Source organism: Bradyrhizobium sp. SZCCHNS2022 (assembly GCF_032377575.1).
GTDB lineage: Bacteria > Pseudomonadota > Alphaproteobacteria > Rhizobiales > Xanthobacteraceae > Bradyrhizobium > Bradyrhizobium aeschynomenes.
This window is the reverse complement of record NZ_JAUHHZ010000001.1, coordinates 3,936,787-3,958,689: the sequence shown is the minus strand read 5'-3', so window position 1 is coordinate 3,958,689 and position 21,903 is coordinate 3,936,787. Positions and strand designations below refer to the sequence as shown.

Here is a 21,903-nt window from a genome sequence, read left to right as displayed (position 1 = left end):
CAGCAAACAAGTGGTCCGGGCCAGCCGTCTGTTTGTAAACGAATGGTGACGAAGGCCGCTTGCGATGCAGCGGGCCTGCCCCGCTGGCATGGCGCTTGCCTTTTGGACGCGGCGCCGCCAGCGTGGCGAGCGCATGGATTCTTCGGCGGCAAAGGGCATGGACCTCATCATTCGCAACGCGGTGCTGGCGCAGCAGGGCGAGCTGCGCCGCGCCGATATCGGAATTTTCGATGGCCGCATCGTGGCGATCGAGGCGGCGCTGCAGGCCGACGCCGAGGAACGCGACGCCGAGACCTGCCTCGTCGTGGCCGGCTTCATCGAGACGCATATCCATCTCGACAAGACCTGCATCCTCGATCGCTGCACCATCCGGGAAGGTACGGTGGCGGAGGCGGTGCGCGAGACCGCGGCCGCGAAGCGCAATTTCACGGCGGAGGACGTCTACACCAGGGCCAGGCAGACCGTGGAGCGCTGCGTCAGCCACGGCACGATGCGGATGCGCACCCATGTCGAGCTCGATCCCGGCATCGGCTTCATTGCGTTCGAGGCGATCCGAGAGCTCGCGCGCGACTATGCCTGGGCGCTCGATCTGGAGATCTGCGTGTTTCCGCAGGAAGGCCTGACGAACTATCCGGGCACGGAGGAGTTGCTGATCGAGGGCCTGCGCCGTGGCGCGCGCACCGTCGGCGCGGCGCCATATTTCGACACCGACCCGCCGGCGCAGATCGACCGCATCTTCGCGATCGCAAGGGAGCACGACGTCGACATCGACATGCATCTCGACCTCGCCGAGACGCTGGATCACATGCAGATCGAATATGTCTGCCGCAAGACGGAGGAGTATGGCTGGGGCGGCCGCGTCGCCGTCGGCCATGTCACGCAGCTGTCGCTGCTGCCGCCGGAGCGCTTCGACGCGATCGCCGTGCAACTCGCCAACGCCGGCGTCGCCGTTACCGTGCTGCCCTCGACGGACCTGCATCTGATGGGCCGCCGCCACGATCACGCGATTCCGCGCGGCGTCGTGCCGCTGCAGCCGCTGCGCGACAAGGGCGTGACCTGCTCGCTGTCGACCAACAACGTGCTCAATCCCTTCACGCCCTATGGCGACGGCTCGCTGATCCGCATGGCCAATCTCTACGCCAATGTCTGCCACGTCTCGCGCCCCGACCATCTCGCCGGCTGTCTCGACATGATCACGCATGATGCGGCCAGGCTGATGCGGCTGGGGGATTACGGCGTGACGATCGGCGCGCCGGCCGATCTCGTCTGCATCGATGCCCGCGATCCGACCGAAGCGGTGGCGACGCTGGCGCAGCCGCTGTGGGGCCTGAAGCGCGGCCGCCCATCGTTCTCGCGCACGCGGCCGGTGCTGCATCGGCCAGGATGATCTATTTGTTGCAATGTGATGGTCTATCAACGCGTCACTGCGAGCGAAGCGAAGCAATCCAGAGTCCTTGCGCGGCCCTGGATTGCTTCGCTTCGCTCGCAATGACGGCGGAGTTACTACAGGAGTTCCTTCATGCGCATCATCAACGTTGCCGCCGCCCAGATGGGGCCGATCCAGCGGGCCGAGAGCCGGGAGGTCGTCGTCGCGCGGATGATCGCGCTGCTCGACGAGGCTAAGCGGAAGGGGGCCGACCTCATCGTCTATCCCGAGCTGGCGCTGACGACGTTCTTTCCGCGCTGGTACATGGAGGATCAGGCGGAGGTCGATACCTGGTTTGAAGCATCGATGCCGAACGCCGCGGTGCAGCCGCTGTTCGACCGCGCCGCGCAGCACGGCATCGCGATGTATCTCGGCTATGCCGAGCTGACACCGGACGGGCATCACTACAACACAGCCGTTCTCACCGACCGCGCCAGCAACATCGTCGGCAAGTACCGCAAGGTGCATCTGCCCGGCCATGAGGAGTTCGAGCCGGAGCGCAGCCACCAGCACCTGGAGAAGCGCTATTTCGAGCCGGGCGATCTCGGCTTTCCGGTCTGGCGCAATCTCGATGGGATCATCGGCATGGCGATCTGCAACGACCGGCGCTGGCCCGAGACCTATCGGGTGATGGGCCTGCAGGACGTCGAGCTGGTGCTGATCGGCTACAACACGCCGTCGGTGAACTCGCTGAAGTCGGCGGAGGGACTGCAGCAGCGGCTGTTCCACAATCGCCTCTCCGCGCAGGCTGGTGCCTACCAGAACTCGTGCTGGGTGGTGGCTGTTGCCAAGGCCGGTATGGAAGACGGCCATCACCTGATCGGCGGCAGCCTCATCGTCAATCCCGACGGCGAGATCGTCGCGGAAGCTGAGACGGAAGGCGACGAGGTGCTGGTCGCGCCTTGCGATATGGATGCGACGCGCTTCGGCAAGCAGACGATCTTCGATTTCGCGAGGCATCGAAGGGTGGAGCATTACGGGCTGATCACCAGCCGCACCGGTGCGGTGCCGCCGGAGTGATGCAGTTCGTTATCAGCCGATAGCGCAGCCCAAATTCAGTGTCGTCCCGGCGAATGCCGGGACCCATACCGCGGAAGCTATCGAGGGACGTTGCTGGTAGTTGCCTGCCTCATCCCTGCCGGTGGCTATGGGTCCCGGCTCGGAGGCCGGGACGACAGCGGAGGGTGGGGTGGGCAGTCGGGCAGAGCAGCGCAGACGGCGCCGCGAGATTTGCGTAGCAGTCAGCTGCTAAACGCCACGGCGCCGAGCGCCATCGTCACTGCCGCCTGCGTCGGATCGATCACCGGAATGCCCAGCGCGTCCTCCAGACTCTTCCGGTGCCGCGCCATGCCGGCGCAGCCCATGACGATGGCGCCGGCGCCGTCCTCGTCCCGCAGCGCGCGGCCGACGGAAATCATCTTCGCCAGCGTGCCTTCGCCCGACGCGGTCTCCGCCACCGTCATGTCGAGCGGGCGCTCCGCAGCGAGGCGATCCATCAATCCCATCTGGCGGAGATAGCGGATGTGGCGACGGATCGAGCGCTGCGCGATGGCGAGCACGCCGAACGTGTCGGCGCGGGTCAGCGCGGTCAGCACGCCGCATTCGGCGATCCCGAGCACCGGCCGCGTCGTTGCCTCGCGACAGACGTGCAGGCCGGGATCGCTATAGCAGGCGATGACGAACGCGCTGGACGCATTGTCCCCCTCGACGAAGCGGCGCAGCGGCAGCGCGACGCTGTCGGCATCCTTCTGGCTCTCGACGCCGTAGGGACCTTCCTTCAAGGTCTCACAGACGATCTCCGGTCCTTCCGCGAACATCAGCGGCTTGAGCGCCGCAGCGAGGCCGTCGGTCACCACCTGGTTGGAGTTCGGGTTGATCACGGTGATGCGCGGGCGGGACATGGGTGTTACCTGCTTCTTCGGAGTTGACGTCGCCCGACAGGCAATCACTATGCCACGGCGGACGCAAGCAGGCCGACGCGGCCTCTTAGCACCACGGCGTTCCATATGGCAGAACTAGGAGATCGCGATGACCGAGCCGGCTTATGACCTGATCATCCGGGGAGGGCGCGTCGCCACCACCACCGACACGTTCGAGGCCGACGTCGCCATTTCCGGCGAGACCATCGCGGCGATCGGCCGCGGGCTGGGGCCGGCGAAGCGCGAGATCGACGCGCGCGGCAAATATGTGCTGCCGGGCGGCGTCGACAGCCACTGCCATATCGAGCAGCTGTCGGCGGCCGGCATCGTCAACGCCGACACGTTCGAAAGCGCGACGACGTCAGCAGCGTACGGCGGCACCACGTCAGTGATTTCCTTCGCCGCGCAGCATGTCGGTATGCAGCTGCCGCAGGTGCTCGAGGACTACCACGCGCTGGCGCGCAAGGGCGCCGTCATCGACTACGCGTTCCACATGATCATTGCCGATCCGACCAAGGAGACGCTGGAGCGCGACCTGCCGGCGCTGATCCGGCAGGGTCACGGCTCGATCAAGATCTTCATGACCTACGACCGGCTCAAGATCGACGACGAGCCGCTGCTCGACATTCTCGTCGCCGCGCGCGAGGGCGGCGCGATGCTGTGCGCGCATGCCGAGAACCACGGCATCATCTCCTGGATGGTGAAGCGGCTCTTGGCGCGCGGCTACACTGCGCCGAAATATCACGCCATCAGCCACGCGCGCTTCTCCGAGGCCGAGGCGTTCAATCGCCTGATCGGCATGGCGGCGCTGGTCGATCAGCCGATCATGATCTTCCATGTCTCGACGGCCGAAGGCGCCAAGGTCATCCGCGATGCGCGCGGACAGGGGCTGAAGGTGTTCGCGGAGACCTGTCCGCAGTACCTGTTCATGACCGCTGATGATCTCGACAAGCCGGGCATCGAGGGCGCGAAGTGGATGTGCAGCCCGCCGCCGCGCCGTGCGCCGGACCAGGAGGCGCTGTGGCAGGCGCTGTCGCTCGGCGACCTGCAGACGATTTCGTCGGACCACGCGCCGTATCGCTTCGACGAGACCGGCAAGTTGCGCGCCGGCCCGAACCCGAACTTCAAGCAGATCGCCAACGGCCTGCCGGGCCTGGAACTGCGGCTGCCGTTGCTGTTCGACGCGATGGTGTCGAAGGGCCGGCTCGGCCTCAACAAGTTCGTCGAGCTGACATCGACGGCGCCGGCGAAGATCTACAATCTGCATCCGCGCAAGGGCGCGATCGCGATCGGTGCCGACGCCGACATTGCGCTATGGGATCCGGACAAGCGCGTGACGATCAGCGATGCCGCCATGCACGACCTCGCGGGCTACACGCCGTTCGCGGGCCGCAGCGTGCAGGGCTGGCCGGTGACCGTGCTGTCGCGCGGCCGGGTCATCGTCGATGAAGGCAAGGTCTCGGTGCAGCCCGGGTCCGGCCAGTTCCTCGCCCGCAGCGGCGGCGAGGCGGCGAAGCCGACCGGGCGGCTGGTGGCGGACATGGACCCCGCGCAGAATTTCGGGGCGACGCTGCTGTGATCGGCGTGGGGAGAGCGTGGCCTCGTGCTTCGAGACGGGCGCTTCGCGCCCTCCTCAGCATGAGGGGAGAGAGCGAGATATGGAGCGTTGTTGCTGCTGACCCTCATGGTGAGGAGGCTGCGCCAGCAGCCGTCTCGAACCATGAGGCCCCGATGGAGAGGCTTCTCGCATGAATGTCCTGATCTTCGGTGGCGCCGGCTTCGTCGGGCTCAACATCGCGCAAGGACTGCTTGAACGTGGGCATAAGGTCACCGTTTTCGATGCGGCCGGACTGCCGAGTGCCGCGCAACGCGCCTTCGCTTCTCATGGTGAGCGGCTGCAAGTTATCAAAGGCGACGTGACCGACGCGACGGCCGTCGCAACGGCGGTCGGCAGCGGCTGCGATGCCGTCGTCATGGGCGCCGCGATCACTGCCGGTCCCGAGCGCGATGCGTCCGATCCCGAGCGCATCCTCGCGGTCAACCTGCTGGCGCAAGTGCCGATCCTGCAGGCGGCGCGGCGCAGCGGTGTTCGGCGCGTCATCAATCTGTCGTCCGCTGCATCCTACGGCGCCAGCGGCCAGCGCTTTGCCGTGCTGGAGGAGACGACGCCGTGCGAGCCGGTGTCGCTGTATGCGATCACCAAGTTCACCTCCGAACGCGTCGCCGCGCGGCTGTCGGACCTGTGGAAGACTGACGTCATCAGCGTGCGCCTGTCCGCGGTGTTCGGTCCGTTCGAGCGCGGCGGTGGCGTGCGCGATACGCCGTCGCCGCAGGCGCTGATCGCGGCCTGCTGCGCGCGCAATGAGCCGGCGCTGTTGAACGAGCCCGGTGACAAGGACTGGGTCTACGCCGTCGACGTCGCCGATGCCGTCTGCCTGCTGCTCGAAGCCGAGAAGCCGCGGCAGACGCTCTACAACATCTCCAATGAGGCGACCTTCACGGCCGAGGCTTGGGGCCGCGCTTTCGCGCGCGGCCGGGCCGGATTCACATGCCGGCTCGCGGGGCAGGGCGAGACGCCGACGGTGCCGGTGTTCGCGCCGGTGCGCGGCCGGCTGTCGACGACGCGGCTGGCCGACGAGTTCGGCTGGCGCGCGCGGTTCGACTGTCCAGGCTCGGCCGAGCATTTCGGCCGCTGGTTCGATCAGTACGGGAGAGATTGAGATGAGGCTGAAGGACAAGGTCGCCGTCATCACCGGCGGCGGCTCGGGCATCGGCCGCGCCAGCGCGGTGATGTTCGCGCGCGAAGGCGCGTATCTCGCCCTGGTTGATCGCGATGCTGCAGGCGCTGACGAGACGCTGGCGCTGGTGCGTGATGCCGGCGGGAACGGCAGCGTCCATGTTGGCGATGTCGGTGATGCCGACTTCGCCAGGGCGACGATCGAAGGCGTCGCCGCGGCGCGCGGCCGGCTCGACGTGCTGATGACCGCGGCGGGTTTTTCCTGCGGCGGCACTGTCGTCACGACCGATCCCGCCGACTGGGACGCGGTGTTTCGCGCCAATGTCGGCGGCACCTGGCTGTGGGCGAAGGTCGCGGTGCCGATCATGCAGCACCAGAAAGCAGGCTCGATCATCACCGTCGCGTCGCAGCTCGCGGTCGCCGGCGGCAAGGGCAACAGCGCCTATATCGCGGCCAAGGGCGCGATCATCAGCCTCACTCGCACGATGGCGGTCGACTTCGCCACCGACGGCATCCGTGTCAACGCGCTGGCGCCGGGTGCCATCGACACGCCGCTGCTGCGTCGCAGCTTTGCGCGCCATGCCGATCCCGAGCCGGTCCGCGACGCCTCGCGCCAGCGGCACGCGATGAAGCGGTTCGGGGAGGCGGACGAGGTTGCGGCGGCGGCGCTGTTTCTGGCCAGCGACGAGGCGTCGTTCACGACGGGCATCGTGCTGCCGGTGGATGGCGGGTGGCTGGCAGCGTGAGGCCGCAGAGTTCGAGGCTACCCACGGGCGCCTCCTGATTCTTAGTTGGAAGCGAAGCTAGCGCCACGATAGCGGTGGGCTCCCCTCCCCCTTGCGGGGAGGGGTCGGGGGTGGGGGTCTCCGGGCGCTGAACTTAGTTGAAGCCCCGTGCAGTCCTTCCAAGGTGGGAGCTATTAGAGTGAGGCTCCTTTCCGCGCCGTTCGAGCTTCGGGACTCGTTCGAGCACCTCGCATCGAGCGGGACTCGTGGAACCCCCACCCCCGACCCCTCCCCGCAAGGGGGAGGGGAGCTCACCGTTTGCGTGGTGAGACGTCGAATCCCAACGGAAGGAAGCGGTCAGCGCTTCGCCGCCGCACCCTTCCGATCTCGTCCGCGCAAAATGTCCGCCAGCGCTGCGGCATTCCGTGACAGTGGCTCGAACCGCGGCGTCAACAAATACGCGCGCATCGGAGTTTTCGGCGCGAGCGGGCGCGCAATGAGATCGGGCCAGGTGCGGCCGCGCAGGACGAACTCGTCGACCACGGCGAGGCCGGCGCCGGCGCGGACCATGGCGCAGGCGTCGGGCGTGTAGCGCACGATCGTGGTCGGCTCCGGGCCGCCGGCGAGCGCTGATGTCACGATGTGGCCGTAGGGCGTCTGCGGGCCGAAGCCGACCAGCGGGTAGGGCAGCATGTCCTTCGGCCGGATGCTGCGCAGCTTTGCCAGCGCATGATCCGCCGGCATGATCACGTGCAGCGCGCCTTCCGCGATCGTCTCCACCGCCACCGTCGGCTCGTCGACCGGCAGCACGGTGACGCCGACATCGGCGCGCGCGGTGCCGACCCGGCTGACGATCTCCAGCAGCGTCAGCGACTCGAACTCGACGCGCAAATCGGGAAAGCGGCTGCGCAGCCGCGCCAAGGCGTCCGGCACCATGCCGTATCCCGCGCTCGGGCTGGCGACGACGCGAATGGTGCCGGTGCCGCCGGCACGCAGCTCGTCGGCGAGGTCGTTGATGCGCGCGACGCCGCGATGGACATGCTCGACCTCGGCGAACAGCCGCTTCGCTTCCGGCGTCGGCTGCACCCGGCCGCTGATGCGCTCGAACAGCTTCAGCTTGAGCCCGTCCTCGGTGTAGGCCAGCAGCCGGCTGATGGCGGGCTGAGAGACCGCCAACAGCCGCGCGGCGCCGCTGATCGAGCCGGTGATCATGATGGCGCGGAAGACCTCGATCTGGCGCAGATTGAGCGGCATGCGACCTCTTGTCTCGCTGCAGGTGCCGTCCGACTGTACGCGCGAGACCCATCCCATAACAAGCTGTTATGGGCGGCGGACAAATCGGTATGGAAGGCTCCCGGCCCGCTTTGCTAAGCTTCACCGGCCGGGTGACATGACTGATGGAGAGAGCGTGAGCGACAGCAAGCGTGTCGACCGCGATGGCGCGTGTTTCACCCGGTGGCCGGCATGAGCGACGGTCTCGCCGCGCTGACGGCCGAGGTTCGCGGCGATCTTTCGAAAATCGCCCATCCCGCCATGCCATGGCTGACGCCCGTCACCGGTCCCGACGGAAGGGCGGCCTTCGATGTGCTGATCGTCGGCGGCGGTCAGTCGGGTCTCGCGACCGCGTTCGCTTTGCTGCGCTCCCGCGTCAGCAACATTCTCGTGCTCGACAAGGCCGAGGAGGGCCGCGAAGGGCCGTGGCTCACTTATGCGCGCATGCCGACCTTGCGCAGCCCGAAGGATTTCACGGGCCCCGATCTCGATATTCCCTGCCTGACCTATCAGGCGTGGCATGAGGCGAAGTTCGGCGAAAATAGCTGGCGCGATCTTAACCTGATCCCGCGCGAATATTGGGCAGACTATCTCGCCTGGTATCGCGAGGTGCTCGATCTTCCGGTGCGCAATGCTTGCGAAGTGGTCGACATTGCGCCGGCCGCTGATGGACTGCTCAAGGCGACGGTGCGCAGCAAGGACGGCGAGACCGCGCTTCATGCGCGCAAGATCGTGCTCGCGACCGGCCAGGAAGGCATGGGCGATTGGAGCATCCCGGAACCGCTTCGCAGTCTCCCCGCGACGCGTTGCGCGCATTCCGGCGCCGAGATCGACTTCGAGAGCTTGCGTGGCCGCCGCGTCGCCGTGATCGGTGCCGGCGCGTCCGCCTTCGACAACGCGGCGGTTGCCCTCGAGGCCGGTGCTGACAGCGTCGATCTGTTGTGCCGTCGCGCGGAAATCCAGTTGATCCAGCCGTATCGCTGGCTGACCTTCCGCGGCTTCCTGCGGCACTTCTCCGAGCTCGACGATACCTGGCGCTGGCGCTTCATGAACGCGGTCCTGGGGCTGCGCGAAGGCTTTCCGCAGCACACCTATGATCGCTGCGCCCGCCATGCCGCCTTCCATCTCCACGAAGGGGCGCCTTTGGTCGCTGCGCGCGAGACCTCCGATGGTGTCGTGCTCCAGACGGCGAAGGGTGAGATCACGGCCGACTTCGTGATCAGCGCGACCGGCATATCGATGGACTTCACCAAGCGGCCGGAGCTGCAGCGCTTCGCGACGAACATCGCGCGCTGGTGCGACCGCTACACGCCCGATCCAGGCGAGCGCAACGACCGGCTCGGCGCCTTCCCCTATCTCGCCGACGACTATGCGCTCTGCGAGCGTGTGCCCGGCGAGACGCCGTGGATCCGCGACATCCACGTGTTCGCCATTGCCTCGACGATGAGCTTCGGCGCATCGGGATCATCCATCAATGCGATGACGACGGCGGTGCCGAAGCTCGTGCATGGTCTGACGCGTGGATTGTTCACGGCCGATATCGACAAGCATTGGGCCGACTTCCAGGCCTATGATGTGAGGCAGGCCGAGGTGCGCCGTGGCACGTGATTTGCTGCTGCGCTGCGATCTGATGGGCTGCGATCTGATGTGCTGACATTGCTGGTGATCACTGGCAGATGTTTTAGTCCCGGATTTTGAGACTAGCGAGGGAACAGGGGCGATGAGTTTTAAAATGTCCAAACGTTCGTTGTTCGCGGCGACCGCGTTGCTTGCGGTGACACTGGCGGCGCCGGCAGCGCATGCGCAGAGCCGCGCGGAGACGTTGCGCTACGTCACCGGCGCGACCGTCAACACGCTCGATCCGAACATCCCCGGCTCGACGCGCGAAGCCTTCGCGCTGTCGATGTCGAGCTACGACCGGCTGGTGTCGTTCGGCCGCAAGCAGCTGAATGGTAAGTGGGTGTTCGATCTCGACACGATCACCGGCGAGCTCGCCGAATCCTATTCGGTCAGCGCCGACGGCTTGAAGATCACCTTCAAGCTGCGCCCCGATGCCAAGTTCCAGGATGGCTCGCCGGTCACGGCAGAGGACGTCAAATGGTCGCTCGACCGCTGCGTCACCGCGCCGATCCTCGGCAAGGCGCAGCTGCTGACTGGCTCGCTGACCTCGGCCGATCAGTTCAAGGTGATTGATCCCCTGACGATCGAAGTCACCTTGCCGAAGCCGGACAAGCTGGCTCTGCCGAATCTGGCGACCGTCTATCCGATCATCATCAACTCCAAGCTCGCCAAGGCGCATGCGACGGCGGACGATCCGTGGGCGCTGAACTGGACCAAGGAGAACGCGGCAGGCAGCGGCGCCTACATCGTCGAGACCTTCAAGCCGGGCGAGCAGGTGATCGCCAAGCGCAACGACGCCTGGAACCGCGGCACGCCGGACAAGCCGGCGGCATTCAAGCGGCTGATCATCCAGTCGGTGCCGGAGCCGGCGACGCGCGCCAACCTCGTTGAGCGCGGCGACGCCGATCTCGTCATCGACCTGCAGGCCAGCGACGTGCAGTCGCTCGAAGGCAAGGGCAAGCTGAAGGTGATCTCGACGCCGCAATACAATGCGGTGACCTTCATCTCGATGAACAACACCATCCCGCCGTTCGACAACGTCAATGTGCGCCGCGCCATTGCCTACGCGCTGCCCTACGACGACATGTTCAAGGCCGCCTTGTTCGGCCGCGGCGCGCCGCTGTACGGCGCGACCTGGGCCGACGGCAAGCCGCCGAGCGGCGGCTATCCGATCCCGCAGCCGATCAAGCTCGACCTGGAAAAGGCCAAGGCGTACCTGAAAGATGCCGGCATGCCGGACGGGTTCTCCACGACGTTCAGCTTCAACGTCGGCCAGGCCGCGACGGCCGAGCCGATGGCGGCGCTGGTGAAGGAGTCGCTGGCCAAGATCGGCATCAAGGTCGACATCCAGAAGCTGCCGGATGCGCAGATGTCGACGGCGATCAACGAGAAGAAGCTGCCGTTCTTCATCGAGGGCATCGTCGCCTGGCTGCCGTCGACCGACTATTTCTACCGCAACTTCTACACCGGCAAGCAGCGCTGGAACTACTCGTCCACCGACAATGCCGAGCTGGAGAAGATCGCCCAGGAGGCGCGCTTCGAGGCCGACAAGGCGAAATACGAGGCCGAGGGCAAGGCGCTCAACGCCATCCATTTCGACCAGATGTTCCAGATCCCGATCTGGCAGGCGGCGCAGGACGCGGTGATGCAGCCGACGGTGGACGGCTACGTCTACCAGTTCACGCGGCAGGTCGATTATCGTAACCTGAGCCGCAAGTAACGCGACTGGCTCTGCTCTGGATCGTCATGGCCGGGCTTGTCCCGGCCATCCACGCGGTTCGGCACGCTTGGAAGGACGTGGATGCCCGGGCCTTCGCCGCGCCGAAGGGGCCTCGGCCCGCAGGCGGGACGAGCCCGGGCATGACGGAGTAACAAAGCACGACGGGATCGGTGTGGTGAGAAGTTTGGATCGCGGCGGGCGTTGCGATTCAATCGACAATTGATCGAGTGAGGAGAACCAGGAGACATGAACACGATCGGCGCAACTCTGCTGCGGGCGGGACGACGCTTCATCTCGTCGCTGCCGGCGCTGTTCGGCGTCCTGGTTTTCACCTTCCTGTTGATGCGCGTGCTGCCGGGGGACCCAGCCGTGTTCTTCGCCTCCGGCCCCAACGCCGGCAAGGAGGAGATCGAGGTCATCCGCCGGCAGCTCGGGCTCGACAAGCCGCTGCCCAACCAGCTCGTGATCTATCTGACCGACGTCGCCCGCGGCAATCTCGGCCGCTCGATGATGACTGGGCAGGCGGTCGCCAAAGATCTCAAGGAGCGGCTGCCGGCGTCGCTCGAGCTGACCTTGACGGCGCTCCTGATCGCGCTGGTCTCCGCGGTGCCGCTCGGCGTCATCGCCGCGCTCAGGCCGGGATCGCTGATCGATCACGGCGTGCGGCTGTTCTGTTCGCTCGGCGTCTGCGTGCCGACCTTCGTCTCCGGTCTGTTGTTGATCTACGTGTTCTACTATTTGTTCGGCATTGCGCCTGATCCCACGGGCCGCATCGACATCTTCGCGAGCCTGCCGCCGCAGCGCACCGGCTTCCTGATCATCGACTTCCTGCTCGCCGGCGATATCGAGGGCTGGTGGGCGGCGGCGCGGCAGCTGATGCTGCCGGCCGTCACGATGGCGCTGTTCGTGATCGCGCCGCTGGCGCGCATCACCCGTGCTTCAATGCTGGTCTCGCTCGGCAGCGACTTCGTCCGTACCGCGCGCTCGGTCGGGCTGTCGTGGTGGCGCATCGTCGTCATCTATGCCCTGAGGAACGCGATCCTGCCGGTCATCACCATCGCCGGCATCGTGTTCTCGACCATGCTGGGCGCGAACGTGCTGGTCGAGAAGGTGTTCTCCTGGCCGGGTGTCGCGTCCTACGCGCTCGATGCGCTATTGGTCTCCGACTACGCGCCGGTACAGGGTTTCGTGCTGCTGATGGCGACGATCTTCGTGATCGTCAATCTCCTGGTCGATCTGCTCTACGGCATCGCCGATCCCCGCGCGACGGTGGCATGAGCATGACCACGATCGAGACCTCATCCACGCTGCGCCATACCGCCTTCGTGCTGCGCGGCAATCCGGTCACGGCGCTCGCGGCCGGCGGCGCGCTGCTGCTGGCGCTGATGGCGATCTTTGCGCCGTGGCTCGCGCCTTACGATCCGATCGCCTCCGACGTGCCGGCGGCGCTGCAGCCGCCCAGCGCAGCGCATTGGTTTGGCACTGACCAGCTCGGCCGCGACGTGCTGAGCCGCCTGATCGTGGCGAGCCGGCTCGATCTCACCATCGCCGTGACCGCGGTCGCGGTGTCCTTCGCGATCGGCTCGGTGATCGGCGCTCTCTGCGGCTATGCCGGCGGCCGGCTCGACAAGGCGGTCGGCCGCTTCGTCGACGTGCTGATGGCGTTCCCGCTGTTCGTGCTGGCGATGGCGATGGTCGCCGCGCTCGGCAACCGCGTCGAGAACATCGTAATCGCGACCGCGATCATCAACCTGCCGTTCTACATCCGCTTCGCGCGCGCTGAGGTGAACATCCGCCGCAACCTCGGCTGGGTCGAGGCCGCGCGCGCCTGCGGTGAAAGCCACGTCGCGGTGGTGTTGCGCTTCCTGCTGCCGAACGTGCTGCCGGCGATGGCGGTGCAGATGTCGCTCAATCTCGGCTGGGCGATCCTCAATGCCGCCGGCCTCTCCTTCATCGGCCTCGGCGTCAAGCCGCCGACGCCGGAATGGGGCATCATGGTCGCCGAGGGCGCGCGCTTCATCTCCACCGGGCGGTGGTGGCTGGTGGCGTTCCCTGGCCTCGCGCTGATGAGCGCGGTGCTGTGCTTCAACCTGCTGGGCGATGGTTTGCGCGACATCCTTGATCCCCGGATGCGCACATGACGGCGGATCTCAGAATGAACAGGCGTGGCGCTTCCGAGGATGCGCTCGTGAGCGCATCTGAAAGCAAGTCGCCGCTGCTGGAGGTCGAGAACCTCAAGGTCACGTTCTCCACGCGCCGCGGCCTCGTCGAGGCCGTGCGCGGCGTGTCGCTGTCGCTGCAGCCGGGAGAGATGCTGGGGCTGGTCGGCGAGAGCGGCTCCGGCAAATCGGTCACCGGCTTTGCCATCACCCATCTGCTCGACAAGGCCGGCCGCATCGCTGACGGCCGCATCCGCTTCAAGGGCCAGGACATCACCCGTGCCGGCGGCGCCGATCTGCGCAGCCTGCACGGCGCTGCGATGTCGATGATCTTCCAGAACCCGCGTGCGGCGCTGAATCCGATCCGCACCGTCGGCCAGCAGGTCGCGGATGCGATCCTCGCGCATCGACGGCTGTCGCGGCAGGAGGCGCTGGCCGAGGCGCTGAACCTGCTGAAGGCGGTGCAGATCCGCGATCCCGAGCGGCGCATGAGCGCCTATCCGCACGAGCTCTCCGGCGGCATGTGCCAGCGCGTGATGATCGCGGTCGCGATCTCCTGCAATCCGTCGCTGCTCATCGCCGACGAGCCGACCACCGGTCTCGATGTCACCACGCAGAAGGTGGTGATGGACCTGCTCGCCAAGATCGCGGCCGAGCGCGGCATGGCGACGATCCTGATCACGCACGATCTGGGCCTCGCGGCGCGCTATTGCGCCCGCGTCGTGGTGATGGAGCAGGGCAGGCTGGTCGAGGAGGCCGCGCCGCTGACCTTGTTCCACCGGCCGCAGCATCCCTACACCAAGCGGCTGGTCGCGGCGTCGCCGACGGCGACCTCGCGCATCGAGGACCTCGTGCCTGATGGCGAGACAATTCCGCTGGTCGAATTGACCGCGCTGCCGCCTCCGCCGCACGGCACGCCGCTGCTGCTGGACGTCAAGAACATCGTCAAGCGCTTCGACGACGGCACCATCGGCGTCGCCGACTTCTCGATGACGATGCGGGGCGGCGAGAGCGTCGGCCTGGTCGGCGAGAGCGGCTCCGGCAAGAGCACGACCTCGCGCATGATCTGCCGGCTGATCGATGCCAGCGAAGGCGAGATCCTGTTCGATGGCCAATCGATCGGGCAGATTCCGTCGCGCGACTTCCACCGCTCCGAGCTGCGCAAGGACATCCAGATCGTTTTCCAGGATCCGAACGACAGCCTCAATCCGCGCTACACCGCGTTCGACTGCATCGCGCATCCGCTGTACCGGCTGATGAACATGCGCTCGGGCGACACGATGCGCCAGCGGGTCGAGGAATGCGCCGAGCGCGTCGGCCTGCCGCGCGAGCTGCTGCAGCGCTTTCCGCACCAGCTCTCCGGCGGCCAGAAGGCGCGTGTCGGCATCGCCCGCGCGATCGCCTGCAAGCCGCGGCTGCTGGTGCTCGACGAGCCGACCGCGGCGCTTGACGTCTCCGTGCAGGCGGTGGTGCTGCAGCTCCTCAACAAGCTCAGGCGGGAGGACAATCTCGCCTTCCTGTTCGTCAGTCACGATCTCAACGTCGTGCGCATGATGTGCGACCGCACCATCGTGCTGCGCACCGGCGCCATCGTCGAGCAGGGCGAGAGCCGCGCGCTGTTCGCCAATCCGCAGACCGACTACACCCGCGAGCTGGTCGACGCGGTCCCGCACATCGCGCCACAGGCGCTTGATGTCTGTCCCGTGTGACAAGGCGTGAAACGGCAGGCGTGCCGCCAACCGTCCTTCGAGACGCCCGCCTTCGGCGGGCTCCTCAGGACGAGGCTGGTATCCGCAGCGAAACTCTCACTCCTCACGGTGAGGAGCGCCACGTGCGGCGCGTCTCGAACCATGAGGCCCCGCTCTCACCACCCATAACAATCGATTATGGACGGCGGACAACTTGGTATTGGGGCCGATGTCGCCCATCCTGTTAGTTTGCGGCCGTCTTGAGAGTCCAGGGTTCAAAAACACGGATCATGACTGAGCTGATCGAAAGGCTGCAGAGCGCCGTCGGCGCGAGGCATGTGCTCGTCGCGCCCGAGGATCAAGCGCCGTATCTGCGCGACTGGCTCGGCAAGTATCAGGGCGCCGCGATCGCCGTGGTGCGCCCCGGTTCGACGGAGGAGGTTGCAGCCGTGATGGCGGCCTGCGCCGAGGCGCGCGTCGCCGTGGTGCCGCAAGGCGGCCACACCAGCCTGTCCGGCGGCGCGACGCCGGATGCCAGCAGCCATGCGATCGTGCTGTCGCTGTCGCGCCTGAACCGCATTCGCGCGATCGATCCGATCGGCCAGACCATCGTCGTCGATGCCGGTGTCGTGCTGGCGAAAGTGCAGGATGCCGCGCGCGAGGCCGGCCTGCTGTTTCCGCTGAGTTTGGGCTCCGAAGGCAGCTGTACCGTGGGCGGCAATCTCGCGGCCAATGCCGGCGGCGTCGCTGTGCTGCGCTATGGCGTGATGCGCGAGCTGACGCTTGGTCTCGAAGTGGTGCTGCCGGATGGCCGCATCTGGGACGGCCTGCGCGCCTTGCGCAAGGACAACACCGGCTACGCGCTGCGTGATCTCTTCATCGGCTCGGAAGGCACGCTCGGCATCATCACCGGCGCGGTGCTGAAACTGTTTCCGCAGCCGACCGCCCGCGCCACTGCCTTCGTCGCGGTTGCCGATGCGGTCGCGGCGCTGAAGATCTTGCAACTGTCGCGCGCGCGGTGCGGCGACCGCCTGACGGCGTTCGAATTCCTGACCGCGGCGACGCTGGAGATGATCCTGCGCCAGATGCCGGATACGCGACTGCCCTTCGGCGCACTGCCGGATGCGGCCGTTCTGATCGAGCTCAGCGACATCGGCGACGAAGCCGCGCTGACGGCGCGCCTCGAAGCCACGCTGACCGATGCGATGGCGCAGGGGCTCGCGTCCGACGCTGCCGTCGCGCAGGACGGCACCCAGGCCAAGGCGTTCTGGCGAGTGCGCGAGAGCGTGTCGGAAGCCCTGGTACGCGAGGGCAAGGCGCTGAAGCACGACGTCGCCGTGCCCGTCGCCGAGATCGCCGACTTCGTCGATGTGATGGATGCCGCCGTCGGCGCCGCGCTGCCCGGCATCCGCCCCATGGTGTTCGGCCATCTCGGCGACGGCAATCTGCACTACAATCTGATGCGGCCGCTCGCCATGACCGAAGCCGAGTTCTACGAACAGGGCTCGCGCATCACCCGCCTCGTCCACGACGAGATCACCCGCCGCCGCGGCTCGATCAGCGCCGAGCACGGCATCGGCCAGCTCCGCACCTCCGAGATGCCGCTGTGCAAGCCGCCGCTCGAGCTCGAGCTGATGCGTCAGCTCAAGCGCACGCTCGATCCGCACGGGCTGATGAACCCGGGCAAGCTGCTGCCCGAGGCATAAGACAGAACTTCGCGCGGATCAGCAGCCCCGGCAGACGCCGTTGACCTTTCGTCGGGCGTCTTCGTCGTTCCAGACACCCCTGGGAGCGAATACCAGTTCGGCTGTCAGTTTGATCGGTGAAATCAGCTCCGAGGGCATGTGGGGGAAGGGCTCAATCGACCTGAGCCAGGCGAGGGTCTGATCATCAAACGCTTTCCGTCCGAAGCTCTTGGTGACCTTGGCCTCGACGAGGTGGCCGTCGCGATCGAGTGAGAAGGCGATGGTCGAATGCGAGTCCCCGGGGATATTGGCGCCGTCTGGCAAGGTGCGTAGATGGAGCTGCAAATGGTGTTGGACGTCGCTGCGATAGGCGAGCTCCCGGGCCGGTGTCTGACCGGTCGGAGGCCATTGCAGGTCGACGTGGCCGATCCGCCGCTGCATCCCCAGATTGAACGTGGTCTTGATTTCATAGGGGGCGTTCAGCTCGTCAGGAACCCGCGGAAACGCGCGGATGCGCCTGACGCTGGCGAGAAGGTCTGCATCGTCGGTGGGCGAGCCGGAGCTTTGATCGACGATTGCATCCAAGAGCTTCCCGTCCCGGCCGATCGAGAACACAACGCCGACATCAACGGCCTTGGTCTGCAACCGTCTCGGAATGACCCAGCTGTTTTCCAAGAGGTGCTGTTGAAGCTGCCGCTTGAACGCCATCTCGTCCGCGAACGCCGTGCCGGATATCGACAGCAGAACGAGAAGAAACAAACTAAAGTGGCGCATTGAGACGAGACCCCGTGGTTGGCAAACAACCTTAACTTTCTGGTCCAATGTTGTCGCGGCTGTTCAGGCTGGCGCGCCGGCCGGGCAATTGAGGCGGGCAGTCCTCGCAACGAAGCGCTTGCCGACCCCGGCTCCTCGTGGTCTAGGATCGGCAGATAAGAGAAACACAGGGAGACCCGGCCGATGCGTGCCGTCGTGATACATGCGCCCAAGGATCTGCGCATCGACAGCTTCCCCGATCCGGCGCCGGATGTGGGGCAGGTCCGGGTGAAGATCGAGGCTGGCGGCATCTGCGGCTCGGACCTGCATTATTACCACCATGGCGGTTTCGGCACGGTGCGGATCAAGCAGCCGATGGCGCTCGGCCATGAGATCGCCGGCGTGGTCGCCGCGGTCGGCGCCGGCGTGACCGGACTGTCCGAAGGCACCCGCGTTGCCGTCAATCCGAGCCTGCCCTGCGGCCACTGCGCCTATTGCCGCGAGGGCCTGCGCAACCAGTGCCTGGACATGCGCTTCATGGGCAGCGCGATGTGCGATCCGCACGTGCAGGGCGGCTTTCGCGAATTCATCACCGTCGATGCCTCGCAGGCGGTGCCGATCGCACCGTCGCTGTCGCTCGGCGAAGCGGCGATGGCCGAGCCGCTGTCGGTGTGCCTGCATGCCGCGCATCAGGCCGGCTCCCTGCTCGGCAAGCGCGTTCTGGTCACCGGCTGCGGACCGATCGGCGCGCTGGCGATCCTGGTCGCGCGTTACGGCGGGGCGGCCGAGATCGTCGCGACCGATGTCGCCGAGGCCCCGCTCGCGGTGGCCCGCAAGCTCGGCGCCAGCCATGCGTTCAACGTCGCCGCGGAGCCGGCCGCGCTCGATCCGTGGCGCGCCGGCAAGGGCACGTTCGACGTGTTGTTCGAGGCGTCCGGCAACCAGGCCGCGCTGCGCGCGGCGCTCGACGTGATGAGGCCGGGCGGCGTCATCGTCCAGCTCGGGCTCGGCGGCGAAATGACGTTGCCGCTGAACACGCTGGTCACGAAGGAGCTGCAATTGCGCGGCACGTTCCGGTTCGACCGTGAATTCGATCTGGCGGTGCGGCTGATGGGCGAGGGCCTGCTCGACGTGAAGCCGCTGATCTCAGCCACGCTGCCGTTCCAGGAGGCAATTTCCGCCTTCGAGCTCGCCAGCGATCGTAGCCGGTCGATGAAGGTTCATTTGACGTTTTGATCGCGGGATTACGCCGATGAGAGTCGCCTGCATCGGAGAGTGCATGGTGGAGTTCGCGCAGGAGGACGGCAGCCTGTTCAGGCGCGGCTTCGGCGGTGACACGCTCAACACGGCGCTCTATCTGTCCCGGCTCGGCGTGCCCGCCTCCTACGTGACCGCGCTCGGCGACGATCCCTTGAGCGCGATGATGCTGGCGGCATGGCAGGCGGAGGGCATCGAGACCGCGGAGGTGCTCCGCGTTGAGGGCCGCGTGCCCGGCCTCTACATGATCGAGCGCGATGCCCGGGGGGAGCGCAGTTTCCTGTATTGGCGCGACCGCGCACCGGCCCGCGAGCTGTTCGATCGCGCCGATCCCGCCATGCTCGACCGTCTCTCCCGCTTCGAGGTGATCTATCTCTCAGGCATCAGCTTGTCGCTGTATGGCGAGACCGGCAAGGCCAAGCTGCGAGAACTGCTCACGGTGGCGCGCAAGCGCGGGGCTCGCGTGGTGTTCGACGGCAACTACCGGCCGCGCGGCTGGGCCAGCCGCGAAGTGGCGCAGCGCGCTTTTCGCGCCATCCTGCCATTGGTCGACATCGCGCTGCCGACCCTCGAGGACGAGCAGATGCTGTTCGGCGATGCCGATGCTTCGGTCTGCCTGCGCCGCTTCAGGGATGCCGGCGTGGCCGAAATCGTCATCAAGCGCGGCCCGCGCGGCTGCCTGATCCACGCCGATGGCGTGCTGGTCGATATCGCGCCGCCCGCCGTGCTGCAGCCGGTCGACACCACGGCGGCCGGAGATTCCTTCAATGCGGGTTATCTGGCCGCACGGATCAAGGGCGCACCGCCGCGCAAGGCGGCGTTGGCCGGCCACCGGTTGGCCGGCGCCGTGATCATGGCGCCAGGCGCGGTAATTCCGGCGAATGCGATGCCGCGGGACATTCTGACATCGAGCGAGGCGTCATGAGCAGTTCGGACAAACGCGCGAAGCTCGATGCGGTGTTTGCGCTGGCACCGGTGATCCCGGTGATCACGATCGACGACGCAGCGCAGGCCGTGCCGCTGGCGCGGGCGCTCGTCAGCGGCGGCCTGCGTGTCATCGAGATCACCTTGCGCACGCAGGCGGGCTTCGACGCGGCGCGTGCGATCATCAGCGAGGTGCCGGAGGCGAGTGTCGGCATCGGCACGGTGCTGACACCGGCGGACTACGAGCGCGCCGCAAAGCTCGGCGCGGCGTTTGCGATCAGTCCGGGCCTCTCAATCGAGCTGCTGGACGCGGCCAATGCCGGCGAGCTGCCGTTCGCGCCGGGCATTCAGACCCCCTCGGATCTGATCGCCTGCGTGACGCGCGGGTACGAGCTGGTGAAGTTCTTTCCCGCCGTCCCGGCCGGTGGGCTCGCCGCGCTCGATGCGCTGGCCGGGCCGTTCCCGAACGTGCGCTTCTGTCCGACCGGCGGCATCAATGCCGGCAACGCCGCGCAATGGCTCGCGCATAAGAAGGTTGTCGCGATCGGCGGCTCCTGGGTGGCGCCTGCGTCCGACATCAAGGCGGGCGCGTGGGCCGCCATCGAGCAGCGCGCCCGCGAGGCGACGACGCTGCGCTGAAATCTTCGCCAACTCCAAATCGACGTGAGGGCTGCAGCCTATTTGCTGCAGCGCACTCGCATGAGCCGGTGCGCCCCTATACACAGCTCCCTCAAAAAGTATTACAGTCAAATAATATGACTAGTCAGGTCGGAGGTTCCGTGGAATAACGGACCCCGTCAGCCACCGAGCTGACGATAACGGTGCGAAGACACCGCTGTGAGCGGCGCCGTACCGAGAACAGATACTTTGTGGGAGAGAACGTCTGATGACCCTGAAAGCCCTCTTTGCGGCCTCGGCAACGGCCGCCTTGCTGCTCGCGACCTCCGCCAGCGCTGCTGAGCTGACCGTCGGCTTTTCGCAGATCGGATCGGAGTCCGGCTGGCGCGCCGCCGAGACCTCGGTCTCGAAGTCGGAAGCCGCCAAGCGCAAGATCAATTTGAAGATCGCCGACGCGCAGCAGAAGCAGGAAAACCAGATCAAGGCGATCCGCTCCTTCATCGCGCAGGGCGTCGACGCGATCTTCCTCGCGCCGGTCGTGGCCTCCGGCTGGGACGCCGTGCTGAAGGAAGCCAAGGAAGCCAAGATCCCGGTCGTGCTGCTCGACCGCGACATCGATCCCGCGGGCAAGGACCTCTATCTGACCGCCGTGACCTCCGACAGCGTGCATGAAGGCGCGGTCGCCGGCGAGTGGCTCGCCAAGACCGTCGGCGGCAAGGACTGCAACGTCGTCGAGCTGCAGGGCACCGTCGGCGCCAGCGTCGCGACCAACCGCAAGAAGGGCTTCGACTCCGTCGTCGCCAAGAATGCCAACCTGAAGGTCGTGCGCAGCCAGACCGGCGAGTTCACCCGCGCCAAGGGCAAGGAGGTGATGGAGAGCTTCATCAAGGCCGAGAACGGCGGCAAGTCGATCTGCGCCGTCTACGCCCACAACGACGACATGATGGTCGGCGCGATCCAGGCGATGAAGGAAGCCGGCCTGAAGCCGGGCAAGGACATCCTGACCGTCTCGATCGACGCGGTGCCGGACATCTTCAAGGCGATCGCCGCCGGCGAGGCCAATGCGACCGTCGAGCTGACGCCGAACATGGCCGGCCCCGCCTTCGACGCCATCGTCGCCTTCAAGGAGAAGGGCACGGTGCCGCCGAAGTGGATCCAGACCGAGTCGAAGCTCTACACCTCGGCCGACGAGCCGATGAAGGTCTACGACAGCAAGAAGGGCCTGGGCTACTGAGCCTGGCTTCTTTGACCGTCGTCCTGGCGAAAGCCAGGACCCATAACCACCGCAGCTGATGAGGCGCACGGTATTGGCCAAGTGCCTCAATCAACCCATCCGCGGTATGGGTCCCGGCTTTCGCCGGGACGACGGAGATAGATCGCTGGCGTCTGCACGTTGTGCA

At 66.6% G+C, this 21,903-nt stretch carries 18 protein-coding genes; 15 read left to right on the top strand and 3 right to left on the bottom strand.

Going from position 1 to position 21,903, the window contains the following annotated elements; genetic code table 11:
- The first annotated feature begins 64 nt into the window (after positions 1-64).
- Together QXZ94_RS17790 and QXZ94_RS17785 are read left to right on the top strand one after the other, a co-directional pair.
- On the top strand, positions 65-1,387 hold the full coding sequence (locus QXZ94_RS17790; RefSeq protein ID WP_409998754.1) for an amidohydrolase family protein: 1,323 nt from the start codon (positions 65-67) through the stop codon (positions 1,385-1,387).
- Between the two features lie 132 nt (positions 1,388-1,519).
- Positions 1,520-2,446 carry an N-carbamoyl-D-amino-acid hydrolase gene (locus QXZ94_RS17785; protein WP_315721498.1) on the top strand — a complete coding sequence of 309 codons (927 nt, stop codon included), beginning with the start codon at positions 1,520-1,522 and terminating at the stop codon, positions 2,444-2,446.
- 221 nt (positions 2,447-2,667) lie between these two features.
- On the opposite strand, the gene QXZ94_RS17780 is transcribed toward QXZ94_RS17785, so the two are convergent.
- Entirely contained in the window at positions 2,668-3,327 is a 660-nt protein-coding gene (locus QXZ94_RS17780; protein WP_315721497.1) for an aspartate/glutamate racemase family protein, read from the bottom strand.
- 127 nt (positions 3,328-3,454) lie between these two features.
- On the opposite strand from QXZ94_RS17780, the gene hydA reads away from it, so the two are divergent.
- The 3 genes from hydA to QXZ94_RS17765 all read left to right on the top strand — a co-directional run bounded on the left by hydA (position 3,455) and on the right by QXZ94_RS17765 (position 6,828).
- Positions 3,455-4,924 (top strand): dihydropyrimidinase, encoded by a 1,470-nt coding sequence (hydA, locus tag QXZ94_RS17775; RefSeq protein WP_315721496.1) that lies wholly within the window; start codon positions 3,455-3,457, stop codon positions 4,922-4,924.
- 169 nt (positions 4,925-5,093) lie between these two features.
- On the top strand, positions 5,094-6,065 hold the full coding sequence (locus QXZ94_RS17770; protein WP_315721495.1) for an NAD(P)-dependent oxidoreductase: 972 nt from the start codon (positions 5,094-5,096) through the stop codon (positions 6,063-6,065).
- A gap of 1 nt (position 6,066) precedes the next feature.
- On the top strand, positions 6,067-6,828 hold the full coding sequence (locus QXZ94_RS17765) for an SDR family oxidoreductase (RefSeq protein ID WP_315721494.1): 762 nt from the start codon (positions 6,067-6,069) through the stop codon (positions 6,826-6,828).
- A gap of 336 nt (positions 6,829-7,164) precedes the next feature.
- Here QXZ94_RS17765 and QXZ94_RS17760 read toward each other — a convergent pair whose 3' ends face one another.
- Positions 7,165-8,061 (bottom strand): LysR family transcriptional regulator, encoded by an 897-nt coding sequence (locus QXZ94_RS17760; RefSeq protein WP_315721493.1) that lies wholly within the window; start codon positions 8,059-8,061, stop codon positions 7,165-7,167.
- Between the two features lie 210 nt (positions 8,062-8,271).
- Between QXZ94_RS17760 and QXZ94_RS17755 the strand changes: the two genes are divergently transcribed.
- From QXZ94_RS17755 to QXZ94_RS17730, 6 genes are all read left to right on the top strand, one after another.
- Entirely contained in the window at positions 8,272-9,687 is a 1,416-nt protein-coding gene (locus QXZ94_RS17755) for an NAD(P)/FAD-dependent oxidoreductase (protein WP_315721492.1), read from the top strand.
- Positions 9,688-9,799: 112 nt separating this feature from the next.
- Positions 9,800-11,419, top strand: a complete 1,620-nt coding sequence (locus tag QXZ94_RS17750; RefSeq protein ID WP_315721491.1) for an ABC transporter substrate-binding protein — start codon at positions 9,800-9,802, stop codon at positions 11,417-11,419.
- A gap of 246 nt (positions 11,420-11,665) precedes the next feature.
- Positions 11,666-12,697 (top strand): ABC transporter permease, encoded by a 1,032-nt coding sequence (locus QXZ94_RS17745; protein WP_315721490.1) that lies wholly within the window; start codon positions 11,666-11,668, stop codon positions 12,695-12,697.
- Between the two features lie 2 nt (positions 12,698-12,699).
- A complete protein-coding gene (locus QXZ94_RS17740) occupies positions 12,700-13,560 on the top strand; it encodes an ABC transporter permease (protein ID WP_315726344.1) in 861 nt (286 codons plus the stop codon).
- Positions 13,561-13,574: 14 nt separating this feature from the next.
- A complete protein-coding gene (gene nikE / locus QXZ94_RS17735; RefSeq protein WP_315721489.1) occupies positions 13,575-15,287 on the top strand; it encodes an ABC transporter ATP-binding protein in 1,713 nt (570 codons plus the stop codon).
- 269 nt (positions 15,288-15,556) lie between these two features.
- Positions 15,557-16,972, top strand: coding sequence for an FAD-binding oxidoreductase (locus tag QXZ94_RS17730; protein WP_315721488.1), 1,416 nt, complete (start codon positions 15,557-15,559; stop codon positions 16,970-16,972).
- Positions 16,973-16,990: 18 nt separating this feature from the next.
- On the opposite strand, the gene QXZ94_RS17725 is transcribed toward QXZ94_RS17730, so the two are convergent.
- Positions 16,991-17,725: a TonB family protein gene (locus QXZ94_RS17725; RefSeq protein WP_315721487.1), complete on the bottom strand. Its 735-nt coding sequence runs from the start codon at positions 17,723-17,725 to the stop codon at positions 16,991-16,993.
- A 183-nt stretch (positions 17,726-17,908) separates the two neighbouring features.
- Here QXZ94_RS17725 and QXZ94_RS17720 point away from each other — a divergent pair, with 183 nt between their 5' ends.
- The 4 genes from QXZ94_RS17720 (at position 17,909) to ytfQ (ending at position 21,737) form a co-directional block, all read left to right on the top strand.
- A complete protein-coding gene (locus tag QXZ94_RS17720; protein WP_315721486.1) occupies positions 17,909-18,940 on the top strand; it encodes an L-idonate 5-dehydrogenase in 1,032 nt (343 codons plus the stop codon).
- A 46-nt stretch (positions 18,941-18,986) separates the two neighbouring features.
- On the top strand, positions 18,987-19,886 hold the full coding sequence (locus QXZ94_RS17715) for a sugar kinase (protein WP_409998797.1): 900 nt from the start codon (positions 18,987-18,989) through the stop codon (positions 19,884-19,886).
- Complete coding sequence (gene eda, locus QXZ94_RS17710; RefSeq protein WP_315721484.1) at positions 19,883-20,524, top strand: bifunctional 4-hydroxy-2-oxoglutarate aldolase/2-dehydro-3-deoxy-phosphogluconate aldolase; 642 nt, start codon at positions 19,883-19,885, stop codon at positions 20,522-20,524. The genes QXZ94_RS17715 and eda overlap by 4 nt, the downstream gene beginning before the upstream one ends.
- A gap of 247 nt (positions 20,525-20,771) precedes the next feature.
- Positions 20,772-21,737, top strand: coding sequence for a galactofuranose ABC transporter, galactofuranose-binding protein YtfQ (gene ytfQ, locus QXZ94_RS17705; protein WP_315721483.1), 966 nt, complete (start codon positions 20,772-20,774; stop codon positions 21,735-21,737).
- Positions 21,738-21,903 lie beyond the last annotated feature (166 nt).

What these genes read in the sequence shown, in the direction of transcription:
- nikE (WP_315721489.1), top strand. Translation starts at nt 13,575, where the DNA reads ATGAACAGGCGTGGCGCTTCCGAGGATGCGCTCGTGAGCGCATCTGAA.
- QXZ94_RS17740 (WP_315726344.1), top strand. Translation starts at nt 12,700, where the DNA reads ATGACCACGATCGAGACCTCATCCACGCTGCGCCATACCGCCTTCGTG.
- QXZ94_RS17750 (WP_315721491.1), top strand. Translation starts at nt 9,800, where the DNA reads ATGAGTTTTAAAATGTCCAAACGTTCGTTGTTCGCGGCGACCGCGTTG.
- QXZ94_RS17720 (WP_315721486.1), top strand. Translation starts at nt 17,909, where the DNA reads ATGCGTGCCGTCGTGATACATGCGCCCAAGGATCTGCGCATCGACAGC.
- QXZ94_RS17770 (WP_315721495.1), top strand. Translation starts at nt 5,094, where the DNA reads ATGAATGTCCTGATCTTCGGTGGCGCCGGCTTCGTCGGGCTCAACATC.
- QXZ94_RS17780 (WP_315721497.1), bottom strand. Translation starts at nt 3,327, where the DNA reads ATGTCCCGCCCGCGCATCACCGTGATCAACCCGAACTCCAACCAGGTG.
- ytfQ (WP_315721483.1), top strand. Translation starts at nt 20,772, where the DNA reads ATGACCCTGAAAGCCCTCTTTGCGGCCTCGGCAACGGCCGCCTTGCTG.
- QXZ94_RS17725 (WP_315721487.1), bottom strand. Translation starts at nt 17,725, where the DNA reads ATGCGCCACTTTAGTTTGTTTCTTCTCGTTCTGCTGTCGATATCCGGC.
- QXZ94_RS17790 (WP_409998754.1), top strand. Translation starts at nt 65, where the DNA reads ATGCAGCGGGCCTGCCCCGCTGGCATGGCGCTTGCCTTTTGGACGCGG.
- QXZ94_RS17765 (WP_315721494.1), top strand. Translation starts at nt 6,067, where the DNA reads ATGAGGCTGAAGGACAAGGTCGCCGTCATCACCGGCGGCGGCTCGGGC.
- QXZ94_RS17760 (WP_315721493.1), bottom strand. Translation starts at nt 8,061, where the DNA reads ATGCCGCTCAATCTGCGCCAGATCGAGGTCTTCCGCGCCATCATGATC.
- QXZ94_RS17745 (WP_315721490.1), top strand. Translation starts at nt 11,666, where the DNA reads ATGAACACGATCGGCGCAACTCTGCTGCGGGCGGGACGACGCTTCATC.
- eda (WP_315721484.1), top strand. Translation starts at nt 19,883, where the DNA reads ATGAGCAGTTCGGACAAACGCGCGAAGCTCGATGCGGTGTTTGCGCTG.
- QXZ94_RS17730 (WP_315721488.1), top strand. Translation starts at nt 15,557, where the DNA reads ATGACTGAGCTGATCGAAAGGCTGCAGAGCGCCGTCGGCGCGAGGCAT.
- QXZ94_RS17785 (WP_315721498.1), top strand. Translation starts at nt 1,520, where the DNA reads ATGCGCATCATCAACGTTGCCGCCGCCCAGATGGGGCCGATCCAGCGG.
- QXZ94_RS17755 (WP_315721492.1), top strand. Translation starts at nt 8,272, where the DNA reads ATGAGCGACGGTCTCGCCGCGCTGACGGCCGAGGTTCGCGGCGATCTT.
- hydA (WP_315721496.1), top strand. Translation starts at nt 3,455, where the DNA reads ATGACCGAGCCGGCTTATGACCTGATCATCCGGGGAGGGCGCGTCGCC.